Annotated in this window: 22 protein-coding genes; 1 reads left to right on the top strand and 21 read right to left on the bottom strand. The window is 34.4% G+C overall.

Going from position 1 to position 26,075, the window contains the following annotated elements:
• Positions 1-21 precede the first annotated feature (21 nt).
• The 16 genes from KW2_RS05840 to KW2_RS05760 all read right to left on the bottom strand — a co-directional run bounded on the left by KW2_RS05840 (position 22) and on the right by KW2_RS05760 (position 18,101).
• Positions 22-810, bottom strand: a complete 789-nt coding sequence (locus KW2_RS05840; RefSeq protein ID WP_021037250.1) for an aminoglycoside 3'-phosphotransferase — start codon at positions 808-810, stop codon at positions 22-24.
• The gene (gene hisB, locus KW2_RS05835; protein WP_021037249.1) at positions 807-1,406 is read right to left on the bottom strand and encodes an imidazoleglycerol-phosphate dehydratase HisB; all 600 of its coding nucleotides are present in this window, start codon (positions 1,404-1,406) and stop codon (positions 807-809) included. The genes KW2_RS05840 and hisB overlap by 4 nt, the downstream gene beginning before the upstream one ends.
• Complete coding sequence (gene hisD / locus KW2_RS05830) at positions 1,407-2,714, bottom strand: histidinol dehydrogenase (RefSeq protein WP_021037248.1); 1,308 nt, start codon at positions 2,712-2,714, stop codon at positions 1,407-1,409.
• Positions 2,698-3,324 carry an ATP phosphoribosyltransferase gene (gene hisG / locus KW2_RS05825; RefSeq protein ID WP_021037247.1) on the bottom strand — a complete coding sequence of 209 codons (627 nt, stop codon included), beginning with the start codon at positions 3,322-3,324 and terminating at the stop codon, positions 2,698-2,700. The genes hisD and hisG overlap by 17 nt, the downstream gene beginning before the upstream one ends.
• Complete coding sequence (locus tag KW2_RS05820) at positions 3,317-4,273, bottom strand: ATP phosphoribosyltransferase regulatory subunit (protein ID WP_021037246.1); 957 nt, start codon at positions 4,271-4,273, stop codon at positions 3,317-3,319. The genes hisG and KW2_RS05820 overlap by 8 nt, the downstream gene beginning before the upstream one ends.
• Complete coding sequence (hisC, locus tag KW2_RS05815; protein ID WP_021037245.1) at positions 4,273-5,343, bottom strand: histidinol-phosphate transaminase; 1,071 nt, start codon at positions 5,341-5,343, stop codon at positions 4,273-4,275. Before hisC ends, KW2_RS05820 begins: the two co-directional genes overlap by 1 nt.
• Before the next feature lie 546 nt (positions 5,344-5,889).
• Positions 5,890-6,663 carry a DUF1295 domain-containing protein gene (locus tag KW2_RS05805; RefSeq protein ID WP_021037244.1) on the bottom strand — a complete coding sequence of 258 codons (774 nt, stop codon included), beginning with the start codon at positions 6,661-6,663 and terminating at the stop codon, positions 5,890-5,892.
• Positions 6,660-8,456, bottom strand: a complete 1,797-nt coding sequence (locus KW2_RS05800; RefSeq protein WP_021037243.1) for a DAK2 domain-containing protein — start codon at positions 8,454-8,456, stop codon at positions 6,660-6,662. Before KW2_RS05800 ends, KW2_RS05805 begins: the two co-directional genes overlap by 4 nt.
• Before the next feature lie 3 nt (positions 8,457-8,459).
• Positions 8,460-8,861 carry a DUF2177 family protein gene (locus tag KW2_RS05795; protein ID WP_021037242.1) on the bottom strand — a complete coding sequence of 134 codons (402 nt, stop codon included), beginning with the start codon at positions 8,859-8,861 and terminating at the stop codon, positions 8,460-8,462.
• Positions 8,862-8,936: 75 nt separating this feature from the next.
• A complete protein-coding gene (locus KW2_RS05790; RefSeq protein ID WP_011676158.1) occupies positions 8,937-9,416 on the bottom strand; it encodes a TspO/MBR family protein in 480 nt (159 codons plus the stop codon).
• Positions 9,417-9,736: 320 nt separating this feature from the next.
• Positions 9,737-11,740 carry a ribonuclease R gene (gene rnr / locus KW2_RS05785; protein WP_021037241.1) on the bottom strand — a complete coding sequence of 668 codons (2,004 nt, stop codon included), beginning with the start codon at positions 11,738-11,740 and terminating at the stop codon, positions 9,737-9,739.
• A gap of 204 nt (positions 11,741-11,944) precedes the next feature.
• On the bottom strand, positions 11,945-12,277 hold the full coding sequence (locus KW2_RS05780) for a helix-turn-helix domain-containing protein (protein ID WP_011676161.1): 333 nt from the start codon (positions 12,275-12,277) through the stop codon (positions 11,945-11,947).
• Between the two features lie 465 nt (positions 12,278-12,742).
• Complete coding sequence (locus KW2_RS05775) at positions 12,743-15,205, bottom strand: Cna B-type domain-containing protein (protein WP_021037240.1); 2,463 nt, start codon at positions 15,203-15,205, stop codon at positions 12,743-12,745.
• Positions 15,206-15,665: 460 nt separating this feature from the next.
• Complete coding sequence (locus KW2_RS05770; protein ID WP_021037239.1) at positions 15,666-15,887, bottom strand: helix-turn-helix domain-containing protein; 222 nt, start codon at positions 15,885-15,887, stop codon at positions 15,666-15,668.
• Between the two features lie 93 nt (positions 15,888-15,980).
• The gene (locus tag KW2_RS05765; RefSeq protein ID WP_021037238.1) at positions 15,981-17,213 is read right to left on the bottom strand and encodes a hypothetical protein; all 1,233 of its coding nucleotides are present in this window, start codon (positions 17,211-17,213) and stop codon (positions 15,981-15,983) included.
• A 489-nt stretch (positions 17,214-17,702) separates the two neighbouring features.
• Positions 17,703-18,101 (bottom strand): winged helix-turn-helix transcriptional regulator, encoded by a 399-nt coding sequence (locus tag KW2_RS05760; protein ID WP_014572641.1) that lies wholly within the window; start codon positions 18,099-18,101, stop codon positions 17,703-17,705.
• A gap of 107 nt (positions 18,102-18,208) precedes the next feature.
• Here KW2_RS05760 and KW2_RS05755 point away from each other — a divergent pair, with 107 nt between their 5' ends.
• Positions 18,209-19,354 (top strand): MFS transporter, encoded by a 1,146-nt coding sequence (locus KW2_RS05755; RefSeq protein WP_021037237.1) that lies wholly within the window; start codon positions 18,209-18,211, stop codon positions 19,352-19,354.
• 107 nt (positions 19,355-19,461) lie between these two features.
• Here the strand turns inward: KW2_RS05755 and alsS are convergent, their stop codons facing one another.
• The 5 genes from alsS to KW2_RS05730 form a co-directional block, all read right to left on the bottom strand.
• Positions 19,462-21,126: an acetolactate synthase AlsS gene (gene alsS / locus KW2_RS05750; RefSeq protein ID WP_011835185.1), complete on the bottom strand. Its 1,665-nt coding sequence runs from the start codon at positions 21,124-21,126 to the stop codon at positions 19,462-19,464.
• 154 nt (positions 21,127-21,280) lie between these two features.
• A complete protein-coding gene (locus KW2_RS05745) occupies positions 21,281-22,537 on the bottom strand; it encodes a tetratricopeptide repeat protein (protein ID WP_021037236.1) in 1,257 nt (418 codons plus the stop codon).
• A 27-nt stretch (positions 22,538-22,564) separates the two neighbouring features.
• Positions 22,565-23,737 carry an AI-2E family transporter gene (locus tag KW2_RS05740; RefSeq protein WP_011676167.1) on the bottom strand — a complete coding sequence of 391 codons (1,173 nt, stop codon included), beginning with the start codon at positions 23,735-23,737 and terminating at the stop codon, positions 22,565-22,567.
• 65 nt (positions 23,738-23,802) lie between these two features.
• On the bottom strand, positions 23,803-24,423 hold the full coding sequence (locus tag KW2_RS05735) for a class I SAM-dependent methyltransferase (RefSeq protein WP_021037235.1): 621 nt from the start codon (positions 24,421-24,423) through the stop codon (positions 23,803-23,805).
• A 1-nt stretch (position 24,424) separates the two neighbouring features.
• Positions 24,425-26,032, bottom strand: coding sequence for an NAD(P)/FAD-dependent oxidoreductase (locus tag KW2_RS05730; protein ID WP_021037234.1), 1,608 nt, complete (start codon positions 26,030-26,032; stop codon positions 24,425-24,427).
• Positions 26,033-26,075 lie beyond the last annotated feature (43 nt).

The raw sequence follows: 26,075 nt of genomic DNA, 5'->3' as shown, positions 1-26,075 counted from the left end.
AATTCCTATTTATATTTAAAATTATCCAAAAACCTCACAACAGCCAATTAATTTCAATCGGTCAATATTAATATTATCCCGACCATAGGCATCAAAGAAGCGATCACGATATTGGTCAGTCCCAATGTTGAAATTGAGCGTCCATGCTCCCCAAAAGAGGTCAATATGTCGGTCACCAACACCTGCACAATCCAAATCGATAAAGCCTTTAAATTGCCAATTATCTAAAATGATATTAGGTAGACAGTAATCTCCATGTAAAAGCGTATCATCCTTTAATAATAATTGATTGTTTTTTATATAATCATAAGCTTCTTCGGGTGTATGAATATTATAGTTAGTTACAAAATCTAGATTTGATTTCTTTAGTCTTGCATTATTTTCAACTTTTTTCAGATAACGTTCAGAATGGTCTAAAATCGGACAATCTTCAAAATTCTGTTCATGAAGGAATCGTAGATTTTCAGCAAGGCTATCACATAGTTGTTTTGGATTTTTGAGATACTGCTTTGCTAGATAATTGTCTCCTTGTATTTTTTCTTTGAGCAGAAAATCTTGTGACTGGTCTGATAAATAAGAAATATATCCTAAGCCTAAATTTTTCTTTTTAAAATAGTCTGTCATTTCAGCTTCTCGCTCTAATGATTTTTTTGAAGCTATCTTTAAATAATAACCGTCTTTCTTATCAATGAACAACACTTGGGCTTCAGGAGATGAACTGCTATCATAAACTTTTGCATCTTTTAACGTATTCTGAAGTTTTTCAGGGAATTCCTCAATGTTAATGTATAACTCTTTTAACTCGCTCACAAAACTCCTTTACTGCTTGGTATTTTTCCAACTTTAGTCTCATCAATACTTATCGCTTGTTTAAGGGCACGTGCCGTAGATTTAAAGATTCCTTCAATGATATGATGCGTATTTTTCCCATAATGTTCATTAAGATGTAAAGTAATCCCAGCATTAAAAGCAAGGGCTCGGAAAAATTCTTCAGTCATTTCGGTATCATAGCCACCAAGTTTTTGATTTCCTGATAAATCGGCATTAAATACCAAATAAGGGCGTCCACTAATGTCTAAATCACAGGTAACCAGTGCTTCATCCATTGGAATGGTAAAACTGCCATAGCGACGAATTCCAAGTTTATCTCCTAAAGCTTCATTGATACATTTTCCAAGAGAAATTGCCACATCTTCAATTAGATGATGTGGGTCCATGCCTGAATTTTCATGGTCGCCATGAGCAGTGAGTTTAATATCAAAATCGCTATGAAAAGCAAGGAGTGTCAACATGTGGTCTAAGAAACCAATATTGGTATCGATTTCGCTTCTTCCTGAGCCATCTAAATCAAGCGTTAGATAGATTTGTGTTTCTTTTGTCTCACGAGTTATTGTTGCTGTACGCATTTATTTCTCCTTTTTTTCATCATCAAATCTCACAGAAATTGAATTGGCATGAGCACTCAATCCTTCTGATTTAGCAAAAGTTACAACATCTTCTTTGAAATCCGCCAAAATTTCTTTAGGATAATAACTATAAGTTGAATATTTGACAAAATTGTAGACGCCTAAGCCAGAATAAAACTTGGCCGTTCCGCCAGTAGGTAAGACATGATTACTTCCTGACATATAGTCGCCCAATGGTTCTGGCGTGTATTCTCCAAGGAAGATTGAACCAGCATTTTTGATTTTTGGAAGTTGGGCTAAAGGATCACTAGTCAAAACTTCTAAATGTTCCGGAGCCAATTGATTAGAAACTTCAAAGGCTTCGTCAATAGATTTGACAACAATGGCACCGCCATAATTACTGACAGAACTTTCAATAATTTCACGACGTTCTAAACTTTGAACTTGTTTTTCTAATTCTTCATCTACTTTTTGAACAAGACTTTCAGAAGTTGTCACTAAAATTGCTGACGCAAGTTTATCATGTTCGGCTTGCGCCATTAAATCAGCAGCGATATATTTTGGATTTGCCTTTTCGTCAGCAATGACCAAAACTTCTGACGGCCCTGCAATCATATCAATATCAACCACACCGTAACAAATTTTCTTGGCCGTGGCTACAAAAATATTTCCGGGTCCGACAATCTTATCAACTTTAGGAATAGACTCTGTCCCGTAAGCAACGGCAGCCACAGCTTGAGCGCCACCGACTTTATAGATTGTTTCAATTCCACAAACTTCAGCGGCGGCTAAAATATTTGCATTCACTTGCCCGTCAGACTTAACTGGTGTAATCATAATAATTTCTTTAACCCCTGCTAAAAGTGCGGGCACTGCGTTCATAATAACTGTTGAAGGATAGGCTGCTGTGCCACCTGGAACGTAAAGGGCGACACGTTCTAAAGGACGTGCAATTTGACCCATGATAACCCCATTTTCTTTATAAATGCTCCATGAATTTCCTAATTGATGCTTATGGAATTCTTCAATTTGTGATTTGGTACGACGCAGAATTCTAAAGTAATTTTCATCAATTTTTTCTAATCCTTCTTCGCGCTCCTTGCGCGTGACAAGTAAATTATTTTTGTCAGCATTATATCCATCAAACTTTTTTGCATAGCTAAATAAGGCAGAATCACCTTCTTTACGAATAGCATTGACAATTTCTTGAACACTTTTATTTACTTCTTCTGAAACTTCGGCTTTTCGTCCTTGAAATTTATTTGCAACTTCTTCAAGACTTCCTTGATAATCAATTTGTTTGAGCATTTTCTAATCTCTCCACTATTTCTATGATTTTATCTTTTTTGAATTTGAAACTTGCTTTATTAACAATCATTCGGGTTGAAATTTGACTGATTTTTTCAATCACGACTAAGCCATTTGCTGACAGTGTATTTCCAGTTTCGACAATATCAACAATGGCATCTGCTAAACCAACGACTGGACCAAGCTCAACAGACCCTTCTAATTTGATAATCTCAATATCCTCTTGCTTTTGAGCAAAATAATTTTTAGTGATTCTTGGATATTTCGAAGCAATTCGCTTACGCCTGTGAAATTTTTTATTTAAAAAATCTGGATAGGAAGCAAGGGCAAAGATGCACTGACCAACTTTTAAATCTAATAACTCATAATAATCATCAAAATCATTTTCATCAAGCGTATCTTTACCGACAAATCCAATATCAACAATTCCATGCTCCAAAAAAGTTATGACATCATTGGCTTTTCCAAAAATAATTTCCAAATCATCTGGTATGGTTACCACCAACTCACGTCCCATTTCGCGCACCGCCGTCATATCAAATCCTGCCTGTTCTAGCAAAATCGTGACCTGCTTTTGAATGCGCCCTTTGGTCATTGCTATTTTAATCATTATTCAATCCTTTCACAACATTGTCCATATGGACGCAAAAGCCAATTGAGCCCGTGGTTTTACCGAACTGTTTCAGCAGCTTGTCATAGCGCCCGCCCGACACAATCGCCTGCGCCACACCTTCTACATAAACCTGAAACATCAGCCCAGTATAATAGCCCATCGCAGGTACCATGGCAAAATCGTAATGAATTTGGCAGCTTGTTGTCTTGTCAGTCATCTTTAGTGCTTCTAGCCTTTCGAATGCCTGAGACAATTCGCTATCCTTTGTTGCCAAAACTAATTTTTTCATGGTTGGCAAATCGGTCGTGGTCATCAAAGCAAGCAACAAGTCACGTGGGGCGCCTGTCATTTCGTGCTTGTCCACGAAAGCTTTCATACCTGAGAGTGATTTTTTCTCAAGAAGTTCCGAAAAAAGTTGCGCATCTCCACCTGACAGCTCGCACAAACGTTTATAAAAAGCAGCCGAACCAATTTCTACGATCGTGTTTTTCAATGTTAGAGCCTCTAAAATCATAAAAGTCAGTCCTAAAATCTCCTGATCTCCTGTCACTTCTGACAATCCCAACAATTCTGTCCCGACCTGATAGCTCTCCGTCCGACGTCCCTTATGACGCTTTTCTTTACGAAATACCTTACCAAAATAACTATACCGAGCTTCTGTCAGCTCTGATAAGGCAAAATTTCGTGCCAAAGGGACTGTAAAATCATAACGAAGCGCAATCGATTTACCCTCATGATTGATAAATTGAAACATCTTCTCTTGCTCAAATCCTGCGTCAAGTCCTGTATAAAGCTCAACATATTCAAAATTCGGTGGCATGACCTCCTGATAATTTTGACTTTCAAACAAGTTCCGCAACTTCTGTTCTATCTTGCGAAGTGTCGTAATTCCTGACAATGTCATTTCACCCGATTCTTCGGGGAGCAAATAGTTCATTTTTTCCATCAGTAACTTTTCTCCTTGTTTTTTAAATATTCCTTTAAGAATTGAATCACTGTGTTCATTTCTCTATCAGTGCCGATAGTAATCCGTAACCAATCAGAAATTCGTGCTTGATTCCAATGTCTGACAATAATTTTTGCTTCATAGAGTACTTTGAAAAGTGTTGTAGCATCTATTTTTGGATGATGGACAAAAACAAAATTTGTTTTAGAATCAGTCACTTGAAAACCAAGCTTTATCAATTCATTTTTGAAATTCTCACGAGTAGTAATAATTTTACTGACAGACTTTTGAAAATAAGTTTCGTCATTTAAACTCGCTTCGCCAATTTTTTGTGCCAAGCTATCAATCGGATAAGAATTAAAAGAATTTTTCACATCATACAAATGAGCAATTGCTTCGGCTGAGCCAAAGGCGACTCCCAAACGAATTCCAGCCAAACTCCGAGATTTAGAAAAAGTTTGTACAACTACTAAATTATCAAATTTTTCAAGCAAAGGAAGACAAGATTCCCCGCCAAAGTCAATATAGGCTTCGTCAATTAAAACAATAGAATCCTGATTATTTTGTAAAATTTCTTCTATTTCCTGAAGTTCAATTGCTAAAGCTGTTGGCGCATTAGGATTGGCAATGACAATTCCACCATTCTCTTGCAAGTAAGATTTTACTGACAGACTAAAATCATCAGCCAAAGGAATTTTTTGATAAGGAATATCATAAAGTCCACAATAAATTGGATAAAAAGAATAAGTAATATCAGGCATCAAAAGTGGTTTTTCACTATTAAAAAAAGTCAGAAAACTAAGAGATAAAACTTCGTCAGAACCATTTCCAATAAAGACTTGGTCAGTATTTAAATGATGATACGTAGCCAACGCTTTTCTCAAAACTTTTGCGTCAGTACTTGGATAAAGTCGCAAGTTGTCAGATTTGAAATCTTCAATTACTTTTTGGACCTGCAAAGAGGGCGGATAGGGATTTTCATTAGTGTTTAATTTAATCATGTCAGTAAGTTCTGGTTGTTCTCCTGCAATATAGGGGCTTACAGAACGCAGATTATTTTGCCAACTCATATGTTTCTCCTTTCGAGAATAAAAATGATAAATATAATACAAAAAAAGCCTTTAAGCACTTGGCTTAAAGGACGGTAATGTCGTGGTTCCACCTTAATTTACTACTTTTTCACAAAAGTAGACTCAGTGAGTTTATATTAAACTCAGCAGTAACGTAGCCAACGCTCACGATTTTTTGGTGAGTAAGATAGCGATGAGTGTGGTTCATCTTAGCATCAGACCTTTTTCCAGCAACAAGGCTCTCTCTACTGATAAGTAAGACTACTCTTTCATCTCTTGTTTGTAAATTCTTAATTATCTGAATTATAATACTTATATTTTTAAAAGTCAACATTTATTTTTATAAAATATCTCTCTTATTATAAAATAATATTGGATGATCTTATATAAATAGCCTTATTACTTTTTGTCTCTCAAAAAAAACCATATTAGTTATGGCTTTTCTTGTTTTTTTAAATCTTCCTCCAAAATAAATTTTTGGTGTGCAAGCACAAATTTACATTTATAAAATACAGTAAGACTCTGCATTATACTAGATTAACTTTTTTATAATCCCTTTTTTCCAATAAAAGGAACAAACTTTGGTGTGATTTTGGCATATTCTCTAAAATCTTGTCGATTTTTATATTTTTTTTCAAGAATTGGTACACCGGATACGAACAAAAGTAAACTGGTAATCAATAGAGGACTGATAACCAACCAAAAACTTGATAAAGCGGTCAGAGAAATTAGAAATATTCCCCACCAACACATCGACTCGCCAAAATAATTAGGGTGTCTTGTCAGTGACCAAAGTCCACTAGTTAATAGTTTACCTTTATTTTTTGGGAGCTTTTTAAAGGCTTCTAGCTGACGGTCTCCAATAACTTCAAAAATAAAGCCAATTAACCAGATTATTATTCCTAAAATTTGCCACCAATAAAAATGAGAATTAGTATCTGCATTTACCTGAATAATTGGCAGGGCAATAAGAAATAATAAAAGAAATTGCACCATAAACACCGTGAGAAAAGCCTTTAATTTTGGAAAATTATTCCCCCATCTTTTACGCATATTTGTATAGCGATAATCTTCTGCTTTATTCCAATTTCTTCTTCCTAAATGAACTGCTAAGCGTAGTCCCCAAACTATCACTAATACTGAGATTAAACTATTTTGCATCGTGATTCGAGTTGAAGATAAATAAGTGACCACAGCTGTAAGGACAAATCCTCCTCCCCAGGCAATATCTATCAAACCATAATTCTTTTTAGATGTCGCAATAAGAAACCAACAGATAAAATATAGCAATAGTGTGACTAAAACGGTTATATAAATCATTGAACCTCCTTTAAAAGTCCTGCAACTGCTAAACTTCCAAGTCCTGCAGAAATTCCAATTGCTGCTGAACTGTCTAAGATTTCAGAGTTTTTAGTAGTTTTTTCTTTGATTATTTCATTTAACTTTAAAGCCGCTTCTTTTGATAAAACATGTGTCAAAGCTAATTCTTCAATTTGTCCTTTTTTTGACAACAAAACAATTTTTTTCAAAATCTTATCCATACTCCTAGCTTGACTAAATGAACCGCCGATAAGCTTTCCATTTCCTCTTTTATCAAGACTAATAATTGGATGCATTGATATTTTTTGTGCAACTTCTCCCAGAAACTTTGGAATTCTTCCTGAGTTAATCATTGGTGATAAATCTGCAACAGCAACATAAATAAATACCCGGTCAATGATATTCTCTATTTCATTAAGGATTGCTTCAATAGGCTTTTCTTCACTGATAATTTTAACAGCTTGCTTAACTAATAGTCCTTGAGCAACTGAATTTAATTTGGAATCTATAAGATGTACTTGGTTCTCTGTGACTTTCTTCTCTCTAATCCTTTGTTTAATCAGTTGATAGGTTCCGCTTAATTGAGAAGAAACCGAAATAACAATTATGTGGTCATATTTTCCTTCCAAAAAAGAAAAAAGTGAATCAACCGATTGGATACTTGGTTGAGAAGTAGTCATTTTTAGATTCTTATTATACTTTTCTTCAAAAATTTGAGGATTGATTGTAAGTTTATCTAGAAAATTTTGCTCCCCTACTGAAATATTTAGAGGCAAAACAAAAATTTGATTTTCAAGTATAAAATCCGCGGATAAATCGGCAACAGAGTCTGTGACGATAGCTATCGAAGATTTCCTATTTTGAGAAATTTCATATTGTAATTGCATATCATCAACTTTTTGGTAGATGATTGTTCCCCAGTTTTCTAATAATGCTAATATACTTTCCGGATGATTAGTATGAATATGAATCTTTAATTGCTTTTTATTTCCAGCGATAACCAAAGAATCTCCCCACTTTCGTAGCAATTCTTTTAAGTCATTTTCTTGTTTTTGGGATTCTTTGATAATAAATTCTGAACAATAACGATTTTTAGGTGCTTCAGATATAAAGTGTTCTTTTATAAATGGTTTGTCTTCTTCTTTTTTATTAGGAATAATCTCTTCTTGTTGACCACCCAAACTTTCACCACAGTAAGCGTCAGTAAAACCTGAGACAAAGTAGTAAAAGCCTTTTGCGCCAGAATCAACAAGTTTGTTCTTTTTTAGAATTGACATCTGGAATTGTGTTTCCTTTAGAGCCTTCCAAGCTTCTGCTTTTGCTTCTAAGAGGGCATTTTCAAAAGATGAACTTTCTTTAAAGGTTATCAGTAATACATCTGCCCATCTCCTCATGACCGATAAAATTGTTCCCTCTTTAGGTTCAATTAACGAATCATAAGCATTTCTGACTGCCTTATTGAAAGCCACAACTAGTATTTCTAAATTAGTTTCATAGACACCATAATAATCTGAAACAGCATTTAAGTATTGGGCAAAAATAATTCCAGAATTCCCCCGAGCTCCAATTAGAGCTGCCGAAGCTACTTCGTCAAGCAAGAGATTTGTTGAATATTTATTATTAGATAAATTATCAACGATTGTTTGCATTAAAGAGGCTAAATTGCTCCCTGTGTCTCCATCGGCTACTGGAAACACATTTATTTTATTTAATTCATCTTTTCCATTAATAACTCTTTGTGCACCAGCTATAACGCTTTCTAATAGACGATCTTCAGATTTTATCTTTGTCATTATTTATCCTTTCATAAACTTTGTAATCACGAGAAATGAAAGACTAGCACTCAGTGAACTTACAAAAGTTCCCCAAATGATATCAATTATCGTTACAGTTAGTGACCAGTTTTTAAGGGAGGCCAAATTCGTTAAATCGTAAGTAGAATAGCATACTAAACCCAGCAGAGCACCACTAAATAAGACATAACCAACACTATTTTTTTCAAGTCCAGGCATTAATACAAAAAATGTTAAAGCTACAAGATAAATAATATAAAAGATAATAGCTGGAACAATTTTAAAATCTCCCATCAAGTTGCCAATATTTGTTTGATATATTTTCTTATTTGCAAAAAATAGCCAGCAAATATCTAAAACCAAAAAGATTATTCCACTTATAATAAATGGTTTGATAAAATTCATTGTTTCTCTCCAATCTAAAGTATTCGATTTCCCGTAAGTATGCTTAATAATAGCTTATTCTTACTAAAAATATATCTAATTTAAAATGGCAACTGAAATGCTTAAATAAGTTGCAAAAACAATCCAAATAAAATAAGGAATTAAGAAAAAAGAGGATAACCTATTAATTTTTGAAAATTTGATGATACAGAGGTAAACAATGAAATCTAGTAGGAGAATAATAATGACTCCCAACCAAAAATATCCCTTGAAAAAAATAATACTCCAGATGAAGTTTAAAATAAGTTGTATTCCAAAATAAAACAAAGCAATTTGGCTATCACTCTTTTGATTTTTAAGATTATAAAAAATCAAATAAGCGGCAATAGCTATTAAAGCATAGAGTATCGGCCAAACAATTCCAAATAAATAATCTGGCGGAGCCAGCGGCGGAAGTATGAGATTATTATAAATTTCCTTGATATTTCCCGCAAAGAAACCAGATAAGCCACCAATAATTTCGATTCCCACAATAAATAATAGAAGATATGTCAATGATTTTATTTTACTAGTCATACGTTCCCTCCCTAAAACTATGTATGCGTTTTTTTGATTACCATACCTATATTATTACATAAATAGTTTGTTAAGCTAGCATATTCGCTTGATAACTATATAACTTAATTTAAATAGCAACAATCTTTTTATCAAGAAAATTCAAGCAATACTTTGATTTCATTTTTTCTACTGATATCCGTGACTAAATCAATTCGTAATCAAAAATAAGGCTCCCTTATACTCAAAATAACACAACTGACATAATTTATGTTATGTAAAATATACTGTAAAGACGATATTAGCTAATAAAAAACATAAGAAAAAAAACTAGCAAATTGCTAGTTTTTTTCAGGAGCGATTTGTTCAAAATCTACAGTTCCTTTTCGTTTATTGGCAGCAATAACACGAATTTTTATTTCTTTTCCAACTTGATAAATTGTTTCCGATTTTTTCCCTTTAATAATACTCATTTCTTCGTCAAATTCAAGTTCTTCTGTTGTCCCAGTATGTAAATTTGGTACTCGAACTAAACCTTCAACGGTATTATCTAGTGCTACAAAAATACCAAACTTTTGTACTCCTGTGACCGTACCAGTATAAACCTCACCGATACGTTCTAACATGTATTCTGCTTTCTTCATCGCATCAATAATCCGTTCAGTGACAACAGCACGGTGTTCCATATCGGAAGAGTGACTAGCAATTTCAGGCAAACGTTCTTTCCATTCGTCTTTAGTACGGTTGGAATGGTCAGAAGGATATAAATGTAATAAACGATGAATAATTAAGTCAGGATAACGTCTAATTGGACTTGTGAAATGTGTGTAGTTAGTCGCTGCAAGTCCAAAATGTTTTGTATTTTTTTCAGAATAAACCGCTGTTGACATGGTATGACGAAGTTGATAAGTTAAGGCTTTTTCAAAACTTGTACCTTTAATCTCATCAGCAAAGAAATTTATGGCTTGATGAGAGTCAGAACTCAAAGAAAATCCAGCTTCTGCGGCAGCTTCCATCAATTTAGCAAATGCTTTTTCCTTAGGAGTTTCATGGACACGATACAATGAAGGTAATTTTTTCTTTTGGAAATCAAGAGCAACAGTCTCATTTGCCATAAGCATGAAGGATTCAATCATGCGTTCTGCAGTATCACGGTCACGTTTTACAATTTCAATTGGGTGACCCTCATCATCTAAAATTATTTTTGCTTCACTCTCATCAAATTCAATCATCCCTCTGTCTTTTCGCATTGTTTCGAGAATTTCATGAAGTTCAACGGCTACTTCTATCGAATCAGCAATTTTAGAATATTTTTCTAATGCTTCGCGGTGTCCTTCTTGCCCCTGATGAATCATCTTGTTCACATTGCTATAAGTCATGCGGTAAGTTGTTTTTATGACTGATGGAGATATCTTATAAGTGACAATCTTGCCCTTATCATCAATTTCCATTAGGCAAGACATTGTTAGCCGTTCTTGAGCTTCATTAAGTGAGCACAGGTTATTAGACAATCTGACAGGTAACATTGGAACTACTCTATCAGTCACATAAACCGAGGTTGCTCGCGCATAAGCTTCTTCATTCAAAGAAGAACCTTCGGTCACATAATGACTGACATCAGCAATGTGGACCCCTAATTCAAAATGTCCATTCGATAATTTCTTAACATGAATCGCATCATCTAAATCTTTAGAATCCTCTCCATCAATGGTATAAGTGATTTCATTACGATAGTCTTCACGTCCTTGCAAGTCTTCTTGGGTTAATTCTTCAGAAAATGACTCAGCCTCAGCTAATGTTTCAGCTGAGAATTCTTGTGGAATTTTCATAGCATACAAAACTTCTAAGATATCAAGGCCAACTTCACCTTTATGACCAATGATTTTCGTAATTTTTCCTTCAAATGCTTTAGTATCTGTTGGATATTGAGTAACTTTAATACTTACTACATCTTCTTCTTGTACTCCTGTTAAGGGCTGTTTTATGTAAAGAGTATCTGAAATACGGTCATTAAAGAGTTCGATTCGACCTTTATATCCCAAAGCTTTGGCTTGACGATTAGATAAAGAACGGTAAGTTCCAACTGTATCAACGACTGCTCGTTCATTGATTTTAATAATTTGTCCGCTTGCGCCCCGTCTTTCTGTCTTAGGGTATAAAACCTTAACAGTAACCTTATCTCCATCCATTGCAAATTTAGTTTCGTTTTGACCGATGTAGATATCATTAGTTTTGTCTGTCTCACCCTCTGGATGTACAAAACCAAAGCCTTTAGGATGTTTAGAAAATACTCCTTTACTTTCTGTTTGTTTAAGTGCTGATGCTAATTCTGATAGCTGAACCATATATGTTTATTTCTTCCTCCAGTTGTTTCATTCTATCATAACATAATCAGTAAGTAATATTCGACTATCAGTAAACAAAAAGACCTTTTCAGAGGCCTTTTCAGTTTTTAATTATAAATTTTTTAATATAAATAAATTCTAAAAAGAACCCATTGTCTTTTCATTACAATCTATGAGTGGAACCAAATAGCATTAAATTTGAACTTAACTCTCCTTTAATTCGTGCATCATCCAGATTTGTGAAAGTTTACAGATCTCAAGTTTTTGGTTCTTATCCAAATTTTCAAAAAGAAATTCTGTAAAGCTATTTTTTTCTCTACTATTTTCGCACATTTCGTCCATTCCGAGTAGATAACGTGGACTTACATCAAAGTATTCTGCTAACTCTAATAAGCGAATAGCCGAGGGCATTGTCTTTGTTTTATAATTACTCAAGGCATTTCGCGAATAACCCAACTCTTTTTCAATTTGATTAAAAGATTTACCTAAGTCTTCCCCAAGTTTTTTAACACGTTTATAAAATAAGCTCTCTTCCATCATTTTTCCTTTCGAAATATCAAAATTTAATTTGTCCGAAAAATTAAGATTTTTCTGAAAGTACTGTGATTATTCTGTTATAATCATTTGTTTAAATTGGCTAGTACTCACATTTACTAACTTTGAATCAAAATTATCGTATTTAAAATATTATAGATAGGTAAATAAAAGTCATTAAATGAAAACACTAAAGACGTATAAGCTTCTTATTTGGGAATTTGAGCTAAAAAAGACTCCGAAAAATCTTAATTTTTCGGAGTCTTTTTATTCTTTTTTATAAACACAGTGATAGTTAAACAACTTAATGTTTAACTATAAAGACTTATTGGGCTTCTTTTTTGATTATAAAATTGTTACATTGATGTCATGTACTCTATATTATACATTTTTTTCTCCTTTTTGCCAACAATGATTGTATATTGTTCAAAATATGTTCACTATATTTGATTTATACTACGAGAACGCTTAGTCTTTATTAGAAGATTTTTTATTCTTTGATTTATATTTTATTAAGATCAGGACAATAAATAATAAACCAGTTCCTAATAAAATCATCCAAACTTCTGGATATTGACCAACAATTGGAAGACTATTTGTAGTTTCTTTTTCTACATTATCTTTCTTTATTTCTTCGTTATTGGGACTACTCTCTTTCTCTTTATTATTACTATTATTATTCTGCTGCTGCTTATCCTTTTCCTCAGGCTTTACTTCTTTCTTCACAAATTTATTAATTAGAGTAATTTTCTTATCCTCTTGCGATTGTCTTAGCTGATAGTCTTCGGTTACGTTTAACTCTTTAACTGAATATGAAATTTCGTTTCCTTTAGCATCTCGTAGTATTAAATCGTTAAACTCTTTAGTCCAGTTTTCATTTGCACTAATGATAGTTGGTTCTCCTTGTGCAATGTTGTCTGCATACAATTGAACTGTAATTGATTCCGGCCGATTTTTCTCATAACCTGTATCCTCCCAGACTTTATTGACGATTAAGCTAGTTTTTTCTACTTCAATAGGCGTATTAACAATATCATGACCAATCACTTGCGTCTGATATTTATATTTATAATTACCTGGTAGTTCCTCCTTAAAGAAATATTGGATACCTTGCTCTAGTCCTGCCACAGTCTCTGTTCCGCTCAAATAAGAAAAAGAATATTCCCAGTTCTTATTTGAATTGGTTTCTTGTGTCACGAAATCATTGGGATTTACTTGTCCATAAATGCTTTGATAACCAGCAGATAATTCATTAAATTTAACCTGGCGCTCCTGATTATTATCTCTGCGCCACAGTTGAATAGTAATATGATCTGGACGTGAATCAGTATCTCCTTCATCCAACCAGATTTTTTCTCCTGATATGGTTAAAGGATTTTGAGTTTTATTAGAAATTTCAATATGAATATCAGAAACTTCATCACCATTCATTCTTTGGTAAGTTGACTCATATCCAGCAACGGGAAGCTCTGTGACATCATAGAAAATTTCACGCCCTTCATTGTTATATTTAGGAAGATTATCATAAACATAATGCCAATTATCAGTTGAAGTTAGTTTTATTGGAGTCTTATAAGGAAGACGTACCTCTTCTTTATTACTTGTTGCTTTAAGATTGGCCCAAACCTGAACTTCAACAGTATCGGGCCTTATCCCATTTGCATTATTGTTATCGTCCCAAGTTTTATCAATTGTTAATCTCTTTACTGCCGAATATTCAAAAGAATCAAATCTAAATTGTTGTAAGTTCCGAAAAGCTCCAGTCGAAGCAGAGACTGCTAAAGCTAGCGAATCAGATGATTCAATCTGCTTTTGACCAATTAAATCATAGTTAATTCCAGAATCAGTCAATGCGTTTGGACCAATTGGATTAGTCGTCACACCATGAAGAAGATAAATTTTTAGTATACCTTTACCTGCACCATCTGGTTGATAATCATAAATAACATTTTGAAAACCAGTTGTGTTATCTTTTTCAGAGGGACTCAACAGCTCATTCGCATCATATCCATAATCTGGTGTTTCACGTCTATTTGAACCTTGGACAGGGTTACCAGTGTTATCATCTCCAATTTCAATTCGACGATTTTCTCCTGAATTTTGTAAAATTTTACTCGTATCTAACCATGCAATTTGGCTCCAATCTCCTACAGCAAAACCTGCTTCGGTGGGAAAAGTTACTGTTCGCCCAGAATTTAAAAGCGGACTATTAGCTGCGGTTGGTGTTGTTGTTGTCTCAATAAAAGAACCAAAAGGGTTTCCTAGATGTGCTCCTTTATTTTCAGGGTCTATTTCCCAGCCTAATCTATGATTATCATCATCATTACTTTGTTGAGGAGTATTCCAATAGGTATCAAATTTATAACCAATAGCTCCTTTCAGGCCTCCAATACCCATATTTGCTCCCGTGAAGCCAACACTTCCAACTTCTTCTGGATGAAAAGCAAATCCTATTCCATCGGCCCCACCACTTGGAGTTCCGCCATTTTCTCCAACATCGGTATCTCTCCAATCTGCATCAGTTCTATCTCCAAGATAAATAGCACCTTTGAGCTTAAAAGGTTGCTCTGTCGAAATACGATTATTAAGTGTAAAATTTCCTGACCAGTCATTGCGATTTGGTGTTAGTGTAATAATACCAGTTTCAGCATCGTATCTAGCCTTTGTCTGTTCGTCAGTTAATGCTGGGCCTGTCGGATTAAATGCACCACCAACCTGATAACGCATGCCAACTGTACCTGATAAAGTAAAGTTATCATTAAAATCACTCCGATTAAGAGTTGTTGCCCCTGTTTCAACATCAATTGAACGAGTGGAAGAAAGTTCGGCTGCATTAGTTTGGTTATCTTGGATTGATGATATTGTAAAAAAACTTACAAATATCAAAGCAATAAACGTGGCTATTGCAACTCTTTTTTTATTAAATTTCATTCCTCATCCTTTTCAGTTTGTATTAAAATAATACTATTTTAGTGAACTTGTATTCGATTTCATTATAGCACTAATTATTATTGCTCCAAAATGATATTCAGTAAACTAAAAAATAGCCAATTTAACAAAAATAACCCCCTGAATTTATGAATATTCAGGGGGCACTTGTTTTCATTAGCTCATAAATTATGTTGAGTTTTTTATTAAAGTTTTAATAGGTTATCGTATAATATTATCTTGTTCGCAAATAATTCAAAAAATATCGTTGAAAAGTTTCTATATCCTCAAATCTTATATTTCTTCTTAAAATAATTTTTTCACTATAAAGTTTAGCATTTTTGAAAAAATCATTTACTAGAGTATCACCATTGTTGATAAAAGTTGAGCGTGTTTATTGATGAAAACAGTTACTCCGACATTTGTTCAAATATCAATTCCAATAAGAAGAAACTCCAAGTGACTAAAAAATAGGATAGTGTTTGGCTAAATCAATAAATGAATCAAAAGGTACTTTGAGGATGCTTAAACATGAGGTTAGCGTCTTAAAATTAAGTTTCCTTTTTCCATTTTCAAATTCTGAAAGTGTCGCAGGAGATATTCCTAAATCCTGAAATGCTGACAAAGAAAGACCGCTAGCCTTGCGAATTTCTTTTTCGGTTTTGCCGTAGTTATTTTTTAGCATAATTTACTACCTCAATGATTAATTTTGAGTATTTCTTATTTAAGTAGATACTGAGCCCCCATAAAGACTTCTTTAAACCAGTTTTTATTGATTTTAATTATTTTTATTCCCACTTATGGATATTGGAAGAATCATTAATCGGTCCATATAGTTAGAATGGAAAAATAAGGAATTATTCTTACGATATTTTTTCGCTCCACTTTCAAAAACTAAAGCAATCTGATTTTCACTTGAATCTAAACTTATCCCTTCAACCGAAGCTGGAATAGAAATTTCTCTTACTCCCGTTGTTGGGGGAATATAGTCTAATCGTGAACTGTCGGTCCCTTTTTTAGGCAGTTGAACCCATAGTTTACCAGGGGCTTGACCATTTGATTGGGTCAGTAAAGTGACACCAATTTTGGATACGGCAATACCTTGAAGCCTGTCCCAAGCTGGTGCCCATGAATTTAATAACTTCATTTGGACTAATATTTGAACATATTTTTTCATTATCGTATCTGAATCTTTTGTTTTAGAAGATTCTTGAGTCATTTCTGAATCTAATTTTGTTAATTCTTCATTCGATGGAACAGGAACAAATCCCTTACTATCAAGAGGGACTGCCACTATTGAACGGTCATTTTTATTTGAACCATACTTTGCGACTAATAATTGATTATTATAAAGTGTAATAGCGGAAGTTCGTGACCCTATAGGCCATTTGATTTCTTTTGAATGAATCGGTGCTTTCACTTTTTCGGCGTGATATGCGTCCATATCTGTTTTTGAAAGATAGCCAAAACCCGCAGACTTACTGGTATCATTTGAGTAAATCAATTGTTTATATTTTTCATCGTAAACAATCCCTCCAACGTGCGCTTTTGAATTTAGAATAATTGTCTTCACATATTTTTTAGTCTTTTTATCAATTTGAAAAATTAAAGAATCTAAATGATAATCCCCATCATAAACACTAATATAGTAATTATCATCAGATTGAGTCACGCCTTGAGGAATCCAATCATCACCAAAGGCCGCTTTTTTTGTTTTAGGATTAATCGACCACGCGCCTCGAAGTCCTGGAATCACAACAAGTTCCATACTCTTCAAAGAAACATCTTGCCCCTTATTTTTAAGGTTAAGCTTATTTGTTTGCTTGATAACAGCCTTCTCACTCTGTAAGGGCCGCGGATCTGCTTGCCACATCTTCACATCTTGGGGGCGTGAAACCAAATGAGAAAAATCTTCCTCATTTTTTATATACCAAATTGTTCCTACCACAATAACCACTAAAACGACTAGTAAAAATATCCGATAAATCTTTTTATTGATTAATTTTTTCATTATTTTTCCTCACCTTTAAAATATTTTTTTAAATCATTGTTTCATCTTCATTCTTAACTTTCCTGATAAATTGATAGGGAAATTTGAAAGAGTGAATGAACTTTTTATTTGGTGCAATAGTATACTGATTTTTCCTATATTATTACTTCTATATTGTAATATATTATAAAAACATATTTGTTTATTCTGATATCTAATAAATTAACTATTTTGTATAATTTCCACAGATTTAAAGCTGTTTTTAGGGGGTTAATTATAAATAATTAACTGAAATGATTTATTTTTAAATTTCTACTAACTCGATGTTTTGAGTAAGAAATGTCTAAAAAAAAATGACCGGTCTACCGGTCATAATAGTTTGAACTTTTGCTGTATTTAATGAAAAATTCTAAAAAAAATTCTGTTTGTTTTAGATGATTGATTTTTGATACGTTTCTTATTTGAAATACATATATATCATAAAATCTAATTGTTGTTCAGAATTAATTCTTATTTTTTTCCTTCACAAGATGGGTCCACATCGGTAATTCCTGTCACTTCTTTAATATATTGTATTCCCCAGTCGTTCATTGTCCAAACAATCGGTAAAAGTGATTTTCCCAAATTTGTTAATTCATAAGAAATCTGTACAGGTAACAATTCAAAGTTTATATTTTTTCTAATGATTTGTGCCTCAACTAGTTCATGAAGTTGTAAAGCTAGCATTCTTCTCGTACAATCGGGAATCCGTCTTGCAAGTTCATTAAAATGCAATTCCTCTTTCATCAAACGATTTAAAATAATTGTTTTCCAACGACCCGACAAAATTTTGATTGTTGTATCTAAAGGACAAAATTCTCCATGAATTTGACTATGTTTTATAAAAGTATTTTCTGTTTCAAGTTCCATAAGCTCATTTTACCACTTTTCTAAAATCCCACAAGTAGTATCAACTTTGTAACTTAGTTCCCAAAAGTTCACTTGAAAGTTCAATAAACAAAGCGTAATCTGACTTTATGAACATTAAAAATTTTTCTATCGTCACTGGACTTTTCCTTGGTGTCTTTGTCGTCGGGGCTGATAGTTTTATCATCAGCCCATTACTCCCTCAAATTGCTCAAGACTTTCATGCAACAATTAGTCAAACTGCCCTTGGTGTCACAACGTATGCCCTTTGTGAAATGATTGGTGCTCCATTGTTTGGCCCTTTAGGCGACCGTTTTAGTAAACGTAAACTTTTAATCACCGGCATGAGTCTTTTTTTAGGGGCTACTCTTCTTTGCGCAATTGCTACAAATCTTGCAACTTTTTACATCTATCGTGCAGCTGCGGGACTAGGTGCTGCTCTCTTTCTCCCAAATGTCTGGGCATTCATTGGTAGTTATTTTAATGGGCAATTGATGAATAAAATTATGGGAATTTCAATGGCGGGTCTTTCACTTTCTGTGGCAGTCGGTGTCCCACTTGGGTCTTTTCTCTCTCAACTAAGCAATTGGCATAGTGCCTTTTGGGCATCTGCCGTTCTTACAGTATTCTCGCTCATTCTTATAATAGCCATTATCCCAAATACTACTGCTCAAAATCAAAAAATTAGCTATTTGGTCAATTTTAGAAATGTTTTTAAAGCTAAAAATGTGATTCATACACTTCTTCTAGATTTCTTTTGGATGTTTGGATTTTACCTAGTCTATACTTTCCTTGGAAGTTTTTTAGCAGAGCATTTCCATTTTAGTAGTGGGAAAGCTGGTCTAGTTTTTCTAATTTACGGCACCGCAAATTTTATTGCTGCTTCAACTGGTGGGTTGATTATGAACAAATTAGGACGAGTAAAGTCAATTTTATTCAATGCTTGTGCTTCACTTAGCTTTACATTGGCTTTAGGACTGTTTAGCAACAGTATTTTAGGTCTCATTATATTTCTAATTTTGCTCGCCTTTTCTATGGGCTGGGGGGGAACCGCGATTTCTGCCTATCTTGTGACTTTATCTACTCAAAATCGCTCAACTTTGATGAGCTTTAATTCATCTGCTCTTTATCTCGGACTGACTCTCGCGTCTATAGCCGGTGGTCTTATTTATCAAGGACTTGGTTTTTGGATATTGGGAATTATTTCAAGTTTCTCCTATGCCATCGTGATTTTACTCATTAAAGGACTCCATTAAATTAAATTGTTTTTTGATTAATAATAAATGAAAAAAATCCCTGAACGCTTAGAGGTTCAAGGACTTCTTCTTTTATTTTTGTTATTTCACAATTTGCTTGTTTTTTATCAGTAAAATTCTTCTGGCAATAATTTTTCTGCTAACTTAATATTATCAGAATAGTCCAAAGGTACATCAATTACTACAGGACCTGTAGTATTTGGAATTGATTTTAGAATTTCGGCAAGTTCTTCTTTGCTGTGGGCACGGTAGCCTGTTGCTCCCATTGCTTCAGCATATTTTACGTAATCAACATAACCGAAATCAACGGCTGCTGAACGTCCATATTTCATTTCTTCTTGGAATTTTACCATGTCGTAATGACCATCATTCCAGATGATTTGAACGATTGGAAGGTTTAAACGAACGGCGGTTTCGAGTTCTTGACCTGTGAAGAGGAAACCTCCATCACCTGAGTGAGAATAAACTTTCTTACCTGGGCGCAACAATGCGGCTGTGATTGCCCAAGGGAGTGCAACACCAAGTGTTTGCATTCCGTTTGAGAAGAGAAGGTGACGTGGTTCGTATGATTTGAAATGACGTGCCATCCAAATGTATAGTGAACCTACGTCAACGGTTACTGTTTCATCATCTTTGACGATTTCTTGGAAAGTGCTGACCAAATCAAGTGGGTGCATTCTGCCTTCTTCGGTGTTTTCAGTATCGAATTCGTGTTGTTCAGCAACTTCATGAAGGCCATCAAGATATTCTTTTGTTCCTTTTGGAATTTTATAACCACGAACGGCTGGTAAAAGATTATCCAATGTTGCCGCGATGTCCCCAATTAATTCACGTTCTGGTTGGTAGTAAGTATCAATTTCAGCAATGGCATTATCAATAACGATGATGCGGCTATCAATTTCGGCATTCCAGTTGCGAGCTTCGTATTCGATTGGGTCGTAACCAACAGCAATAACAAGGTCAGAGCGTTTCAAAAGCATATCCCCTGGTTGGTTGCGGAAAAGACCGATACGACCGTAAAAAGTATGCTCTAAATCATGTGAAATAACACCAGCACCTTGGAATGTTTCAACGACAGGAATATTAACATGAGTCAATAAATTACGCAATGATGAAGCGACTTTGACATCTGAAGCACCAGCTCCAACCAAAATTACTGGCAATACGGCATTTTTAATTGCTTGCGCTAAGTAATTAATATCATCAATAGAGGCATTCCCCATTTTAGGGTCTGAAAGTGGTTGAATGGCTTTGATTGATACTTCGGCATCCGTTACATCTTGGGGGATTGATAAGAAAGTTGCACCTGGATGTCCTGATTTGGCAATACGATAAGCGTTGGCAATTGATTCAGAAAGTGTATCAGGATCAAGTACTTCTGCTGAATATTTTGTTGCTGATTGCATCATTCCAGCATTATCCATTGATTGGTGTGCACGTTTGAGACGGTCACTGCGTTTAACTTGTCCACCAATAGCCAAAATAGCGTCACCTTCTGATGTTGCAGTCAAAAGTGGAGTTGCAAGGTTTGATACCCCTGGACCACTCGTAACAACTACTACACCAGGTTCGCCAGTCAAACGTCCAACAGCTTGAGCCATGAAAGCAGCTCCTTGCTCATGACGAGTCACGACCATTTGAGGGCCTTCTTCATTTTCTAATAAATCAAAAACCCGGTCAATTTTTGCTCCTGGAATCCCAAATACATACTTCACTTTATGGTTAATCAAACTATCGACAACCAAGTTCGCCCCAAATTGTTTCTCAGACATTTTTTATTTTACCTCTATTTGTTCTAATTCATATTTCATAATCTCTTGGATTACTTCACAATCATTTTATCAGATAATAGACCCTTTTACAATTATTTTGACGCAAGTTTGTGAATTTTCTAGCTTACAATAAAAATAATTACTGACAGCTTTGTCAGTAATTATTTTTTAAGTCTGTCAGCAAATTTCTCATATTTTCATCATCTGGAACAAGTTCCAAATATTGTTCAATAATTGGTTCTGTTTTAGAAATTTGACCAATTTCTTTAAGAAAATCAATATAGTCTTCTAAAAACTCTGGATTCTCTGACAAATTAGTTTGAATGAGTTCTTCATACAAAGCAGCCGCTTCAGAATCATTTTCTAAAGCTTTATGTGCTCCTGCAAAAAGCCATTTAGCTAATAAATGTTCATCTTCTAAAAGTTCTTCAAGATTAATGACCGCTTCAAAATCTTCTTCATTAAAGTATAGGTTAGCAAGTAGAAAGACAGTTTCATCATGTAATTCTGGTAAGTTCAAGGCATCCATGAGGTAACGTTCTGCTGCTGCTTTATCTTTTAATTTGAAACTAATTTTTGAGGCGAAATGAAGTAAAGGAACGGCATTTGGATTTTTATTCAAACCTTTCTGTGCCATTTCTAGTGCAGCTTCAAATTCTTGATTGGCTTCCAATGTTTGAGCATAAGCTAACTCATAGTTCAAGAAATCAACATCCATTTTCTCTAATCGTTTGAAATTAGCAATAGCTCTTGTTTCGTTATGAATTTCTCCATAAAGAAGAGCGATTTTATATAAAGTTTCAGGTTTTTCATCAAATTCAAATGATTTTTCAAGAAATGAAATGGCATTCTCAAAATTACCTAATTGAGCATAAGAATCGCCAATTCTTTGGTAAATAGATATTTTTGTTTCATGCAAAATTTTACGTTCTGAAAGTTTGGCATATTCTGTAATTGCGGCTGAATAATCACCTTGTTCAAAATAAGATTCAGCCAAAGCAAAGGTGATAAGCGGAGAATCTGATAATTCTCGTGCTTCTTCTAATTTTGAAATTGCTGTTTCAAAATCACCTTCATACTGATATAAATCAGCAATTTTAACGAGTGCAGCAATATAGTTTTCATCGTCTACTGGAATTTGATAAAGATAGTTCAGAGCTTCATCTAAATTACCATTATCTTCAGCTATCTCTGCTAAATTAATCAGATAATCGGTTGACTCTGGGTGTTCAGACATGATTTGGTCATAAATTTTTTGACTTTCATCAATAAAACCCATCATTTGCAGATATTCGGCAAGGTCAGCCAACATTTCATTATTATCGTTTTTTAATGCTTTTGCAAGTGAATTTTGCATTCCAATCAGGTCTCCCTGATGTAAAAAGTCAATTGTATCTTCTGAATATGACATTTTTCTCCTTATTTTTTATTCTATTAATTACTCTTTAGCTTCTTCTGTAGCTGTTTCTTCACGATAAAGGACTGAAATTTCACGATACCATTCATAAACGTGAACAATAATCACTTTGAGTGTTGCATAAAATGGAATCGCAAGTAGAACTCCCCAAACTCCTAAGATTTGACCAGCTGTCAGTAAAACAAATAAAATCGTAATCGGATGGATTGACATTTGTTTTCCAAGAACCAAAGGAGAAATAAAGCGCCCTTCAAGAGTTTGCTCAATGATAAGAACAATGATTACTTTTACAAGCATCAAAGGTCCACCAATCGCCAAACCAACGATTACCATTGGAATAGCGGCTAAAAATGAGCCTAAAAATGGAACTAAGTTCAAGAAACCTGCTGTAATTGCCAAGGCTACTGCATAGCGCAATCCAATAATTGGTAACCCGATCATGAACATAATGGCAACAGCAATGGCAACTAAGACTTGACCACGCACATAATTTGAAAGTTGACTATTAATTTCATGCAAGACTTTTGATGTTTCTTTACGCCAATCATTGGGCAATAAATGAGTGACAAAGCCATTTAATCTTTGACCATCTCTTAACAAGTAAAAAAGAACAAATGGGAAGACAATCAAAGAAATCAAAATACTTGTAGTTTTACTGATGAGATGTGAAAGAGTCGTTACGGCATTAACAGAGAAAGTTTTTGACCAATCAATCAATTGATTCCCAATTGATTTGGCAAATTGGTCAACTTGTGGTCGGAATTGCTCAAAGTGTGGATTTTTTGCTAAAGCATTAATCTCTTTTTGGGCAGTGTTAACATAATGAGGGACCGATGACGCGAAATTGTCTACTCCACTGATGACATTTGGAATAGCAACAATTAAGCCCCAAGCAATCAAAGCTGCGATAATTAAGAAAAGGACAATAATTGTCAGCACACGCGGAACTCGTCTTTTTTCCAAAAAATCAACTATCGGATTAAGTAAATAGTAAAATACTGCTGCTAAAATAACTGGCAGAGAAATGACTGTAATAAATTCTCCGACAGGTTTAAAAATGAATCCAACTTTATTGAGTAATAAAATATTCAATAAAAAGAGAAGGACAATCGCTAAACTTGCAACGACTTTATTATTAATGAACCACTTGAAAAACCAAGAGGCTTTAAAACTGCGGTGTTGTTCTTGTTCCATAATTTTTCCTAATTCTTATTTTAGAATTACTGACAGACTTGTCAATAAGTTCCAAGAGGAGCCTGTCAGTAATTTTTTTCAAGTTCATAATATTGAATCTGTAAAAAAATCTTTTTTTTATTAATTTTCCAACCATTTTGATTGAAAAGTTCTGTCAGTTCTTTTGGCTGATAGACTTTCACGTCTCCTTCTGTCGAGAAACGGTTAATCCACCAATTATAAATTTTTGTGATAAATGGAATGTGAATTTCTGCAATCACTAATCTTCCATTGGGTCTGAGCAGGCATTCAGCTTCTATCAAAAAACGCTCAGGTTTTGGGAAATGATGGAAGCTAGCCGAACAAATAATTAAATCAAAGCTCTCGTTATTAAAGGGAATTTCTTGAGCAGAACCTTGTTCAAAAGTAAAATATGGGTACTGATCTTTGGCAACTTTAATCATTTCTGACGAAATATCCAAGCCACTACCGACAATTTTCTTTTTGTCATTTAGCATCGCCAGAAGCTTTCCGTTAGCACAACCGACATCCAAAATCTTAGAATTTTGTTCAAATTTTAGATTTTTAAGGATAAATCTTTTAAAAAAGCTGGCCAAAAATCCATCAAAACTATGGTCAAATTGGCTAGCAATACGGTCATAAAAATTTTCTGATTCTCTTTCGTAATCATGAAATTTAGGAACCATTTTACGCCTCCGTCAGTGGTTTTGCAAACTCAGAAATTAGTGCTTCAGCACATTTTAAACCATCAATTCCAGCCGAAACAATTCCACCGGCAAAGCCTGCTCCTTCTCCTGAAGGATAGATTCCTTTAGTTGAAACTGATTGAAAATTTTCTTCATCACGGTTAATTCTGACGGGTGAAGATGAACGAGATTCAACACCAGTCATCACTGCATCAGAAAGTGCAAAACCGTGCATTTTTTTATCTAAACCAACAATCGCTTCTCGCATAGATTGTGTAACATAGTCTGGGAATAATGATTCAAGATTTGTTGGTTTTACTCCTAGGGCATAACTTGGTTCAACCGAACCCATTGCTTTGGAAGCTTTTCCGTCAAGGAAATCTCCAACAAGTTGTGCAGGAGCCTGATAATTAGAACCGCCTAATTCAAAAGCTTTATGTTCTAATTCTTTTTGAAATTCAACTCCAGCAAGAGGATGATTACTTGGGAAATCTTCAGGGAAGACTTGGACTAAAAGTCCAGAATTTGCATTTTTTTGGTCTCTGGCATGTTCAGACATTCCGTTTGTGACAAGTCCACCTTCTTCTGAGGCAGCCGGAACAACGAGTCCTCCTGGACACATACAGAAAGTATAAACGCCTCGACCTGATGATGACTTGTGAGTTAAACGATATTCTGCCGCACCTAAACGTGGATGATCAGCAAATTCTTTATATTGAGCCTTGTTAATCAATGACTGAGGATGTTCAATTCTAACTCCAACAGCAAAGGGTTTAGCGGTAATTGTTACCCCTTTATCATAAAGTTCTGAAAAAGTATCACGAGCTGAATGACCAATGGCTAAAATTGCATGATTTGTTTTAACGATTTTTCCGTCAGCAAGTTTTACTGCTTGTAATTGTTCATCTTCAATTAAAAATTCTTCAACTTGAGCATCAAAATAGACTTCCCCACCCAACTCGATAATTTGTTTTCGGATATTTTTAACGATATCACGTAATAAATCTGTCCCGACATGAGGATGTGCCTTATAAAGGATATCTTCTGGGGCACCAGCTTCAACAAACTCTTCTAAAATCTTTCGTCCACGTAAATCACGAACACGACTGGTTAATTTTCCATCAGAAAAAGTCCCTGCTCCACCTTCACCAAATTGAACATTTGATTTTGGATTAAGTTTCCCCTCAAGCCAAAACTTGTCAATTGATTTTACACGTTCATCAACTGCTTGGCCTCGTTCTAAAACAATTGGACGATAACCATTTTGAGCCAAAAGTAAAGCAGCAAACATTCCAGCAGGGCCAAATCCAATGACGACTGGGCGGTTTACCATTTTTTTAGTTCCAAGTTGCGGATTAACATAGTCTAGTTCTGGTGCTAAAGAAACATTTTTAATTTTTTTAGACAGTATTTTGGATTCATCTTTAAGTTTAATGTCAACAGTATAGATAAAATCAATTTCGCCTTTGTGTCTTGCATCAATTGATTCTTTATAAATTCGATAATCGAGCAGGTCAGCTTCTTGAAGCCTTAATTTTTTTAAAACAAGACTTTTAACTTTACTGACAGGTTCGTCAATTGAAATTTTGATTTGTGTTATGCGAATCATGATTTTCTTTCTATGGTTAGGATTTTCTAAAATACTATCCTCT

This window comes from Lactococcus cremoris subsp. cremoris KW2 (assembly GCF_000468955.1).
GTDB classification, from domain to species: Bacteria; Bacillota; Bacilli; order Lactobacillales; family Streptococcaceae; genus Lactococcus; species Lactococcus cremoris.
This window is presented reverse-complemented; position numbering and strand designations above follow the sequence as displayed.

Coding starts and splice junctions, on each gene's coding strand:
- hisC (WP_021037245.1), bottom strand. CDS start 5,343: ATGAGTTGGCAAAATAATCTGCGTTCTGTAAGCCCCTATATTGCAGGA.
- hisG (WP_021037247.1), bottom strand. CDS start 3,324: ATGATTAAAATAGCAATGACCAAAGGGCGCATTCAAAAGCAGGTCACG.
- KW2_RS05820 (WP_021037246.1), bottom strand. CDS start 4,273: ATGGAAAAAATGAACTATTTGCTCCCCGAAGAATCGGGTGAAATGACA.
- KW2_RS05760 (WP_014572641.1), bottom strand. CDS start 18,101: ATGGAACTTGAAACAGAAAATACTTTTATAAAACATAGTCAAATTCAT.
- rnr (WP_021037241.1), bottom strand. CDS start 11,740: ATGGTTCAGCTATCAGAATTAGCATCAGCACTTAAACAAACAGAAAGT.
- KW2_RS05765 (WP_021037238.1), bottom strand. CDS start 17,213: ATGAAAAAATTAATCAATAAAAAGATTTATCGGATATTTTTACTAGTC.
- KW2_RS05755 (WP_021037237.1), top strand. CDS start 18,209: ATGAACATTAAAAATTTTTCTATCGTCACTGGACTTTTCCTTGGTGTC.
- KW2_RS05790 (WP_011676158.1), bottom strand. CDS start 9,416: ATGACTAGTAAAATAAAATCATTGACATATCTTCTATTATTTATTGTG.
- KW2_RS05800 (WP_021037243.1), bottom strand. CDS start 8,456: ATGACAAAGATAAAATCTGAAGATCGTCTATTAGAAAGCGTTATAGCT.
- KW2_RS05795 (WP_021037242.1), bottom strand. CDS start 8,861: ATGAATTTTATCAAACCATTTATTATAAGTGGAATAATCTTTTTGGTT.
- KW2_RS05740 (WP_011676167.1), bottom strand. CDS start 23,737: ATGGAACAAGAACAACACCGCAGTTTTAAAGCCTCTTGGTTTTTCAAG.
- KW2_RS05770 (WP_021037239.1), bottom strand. CDS start 15,887: ATGCTAAAAAATAACTACGGCAAAACCGAAAAAGAAATTCGCAAGGCT.
- KW2_RS05735 (WP_021037235.1), bottom strand. CDS start 24,423: ATGGTTCCTAAATTTCATGATTACGAAAGAGAATCAGAAAATTTTTAT.
- KW2_RS05780 (WP_011676161.1), bottom strand. CDS start 12,277: ATGGAAGAGAGCTTATTTTATAAACGTGTTAAAAAACTTGGGGAAGAC.
- KW2_RS05730 (WP_021037234.1), bottom strand. CDS start 26,032: ATGATTCGCATAACACAAATCAAAATTTCAATTGACGAACCTGTCAGT.
- KW2_RS05775 (WP_021037240.1), bottom strand. CDS start 15,205: ATGAAATTTAATAAAAAAAGAGTTGCAATAGCCACGTTTATTGCTTTG.
- KW2_RS05805 (WP_021037244.1), bottom strand. CDS start 6,663: ATGATTTATATAACCGTTTTAGTCACACTATTGCTATATTTTATCTGT.
- hisB (WP_021037249.1), bottom strand. CDS start 1,406: ATGCGTACAGCAACAATAACTCGTGAGACAAAAGAAACACAAATCTAT.
- KW2_RS05745 (WP_021037236.1), bottom strand. CDS start 22,537: ATGTCATATTCAGAAGATACAATTGACTTTTTACATCAGGGAGACCTG.
- alsS (WP_011835185.1), bottom strand. CDS start 21,126: ATGTCTGAGAAACAATTTGGGGCGAACTTGGTTGTCGATAGTTTGATT.
- hisD (WP_021037248.1), bottom strand. CDS start 2,714: ATGCTCAAACAAATTGATTATCAAGGAAGTCTTGAAGAAGTTGCAAAT.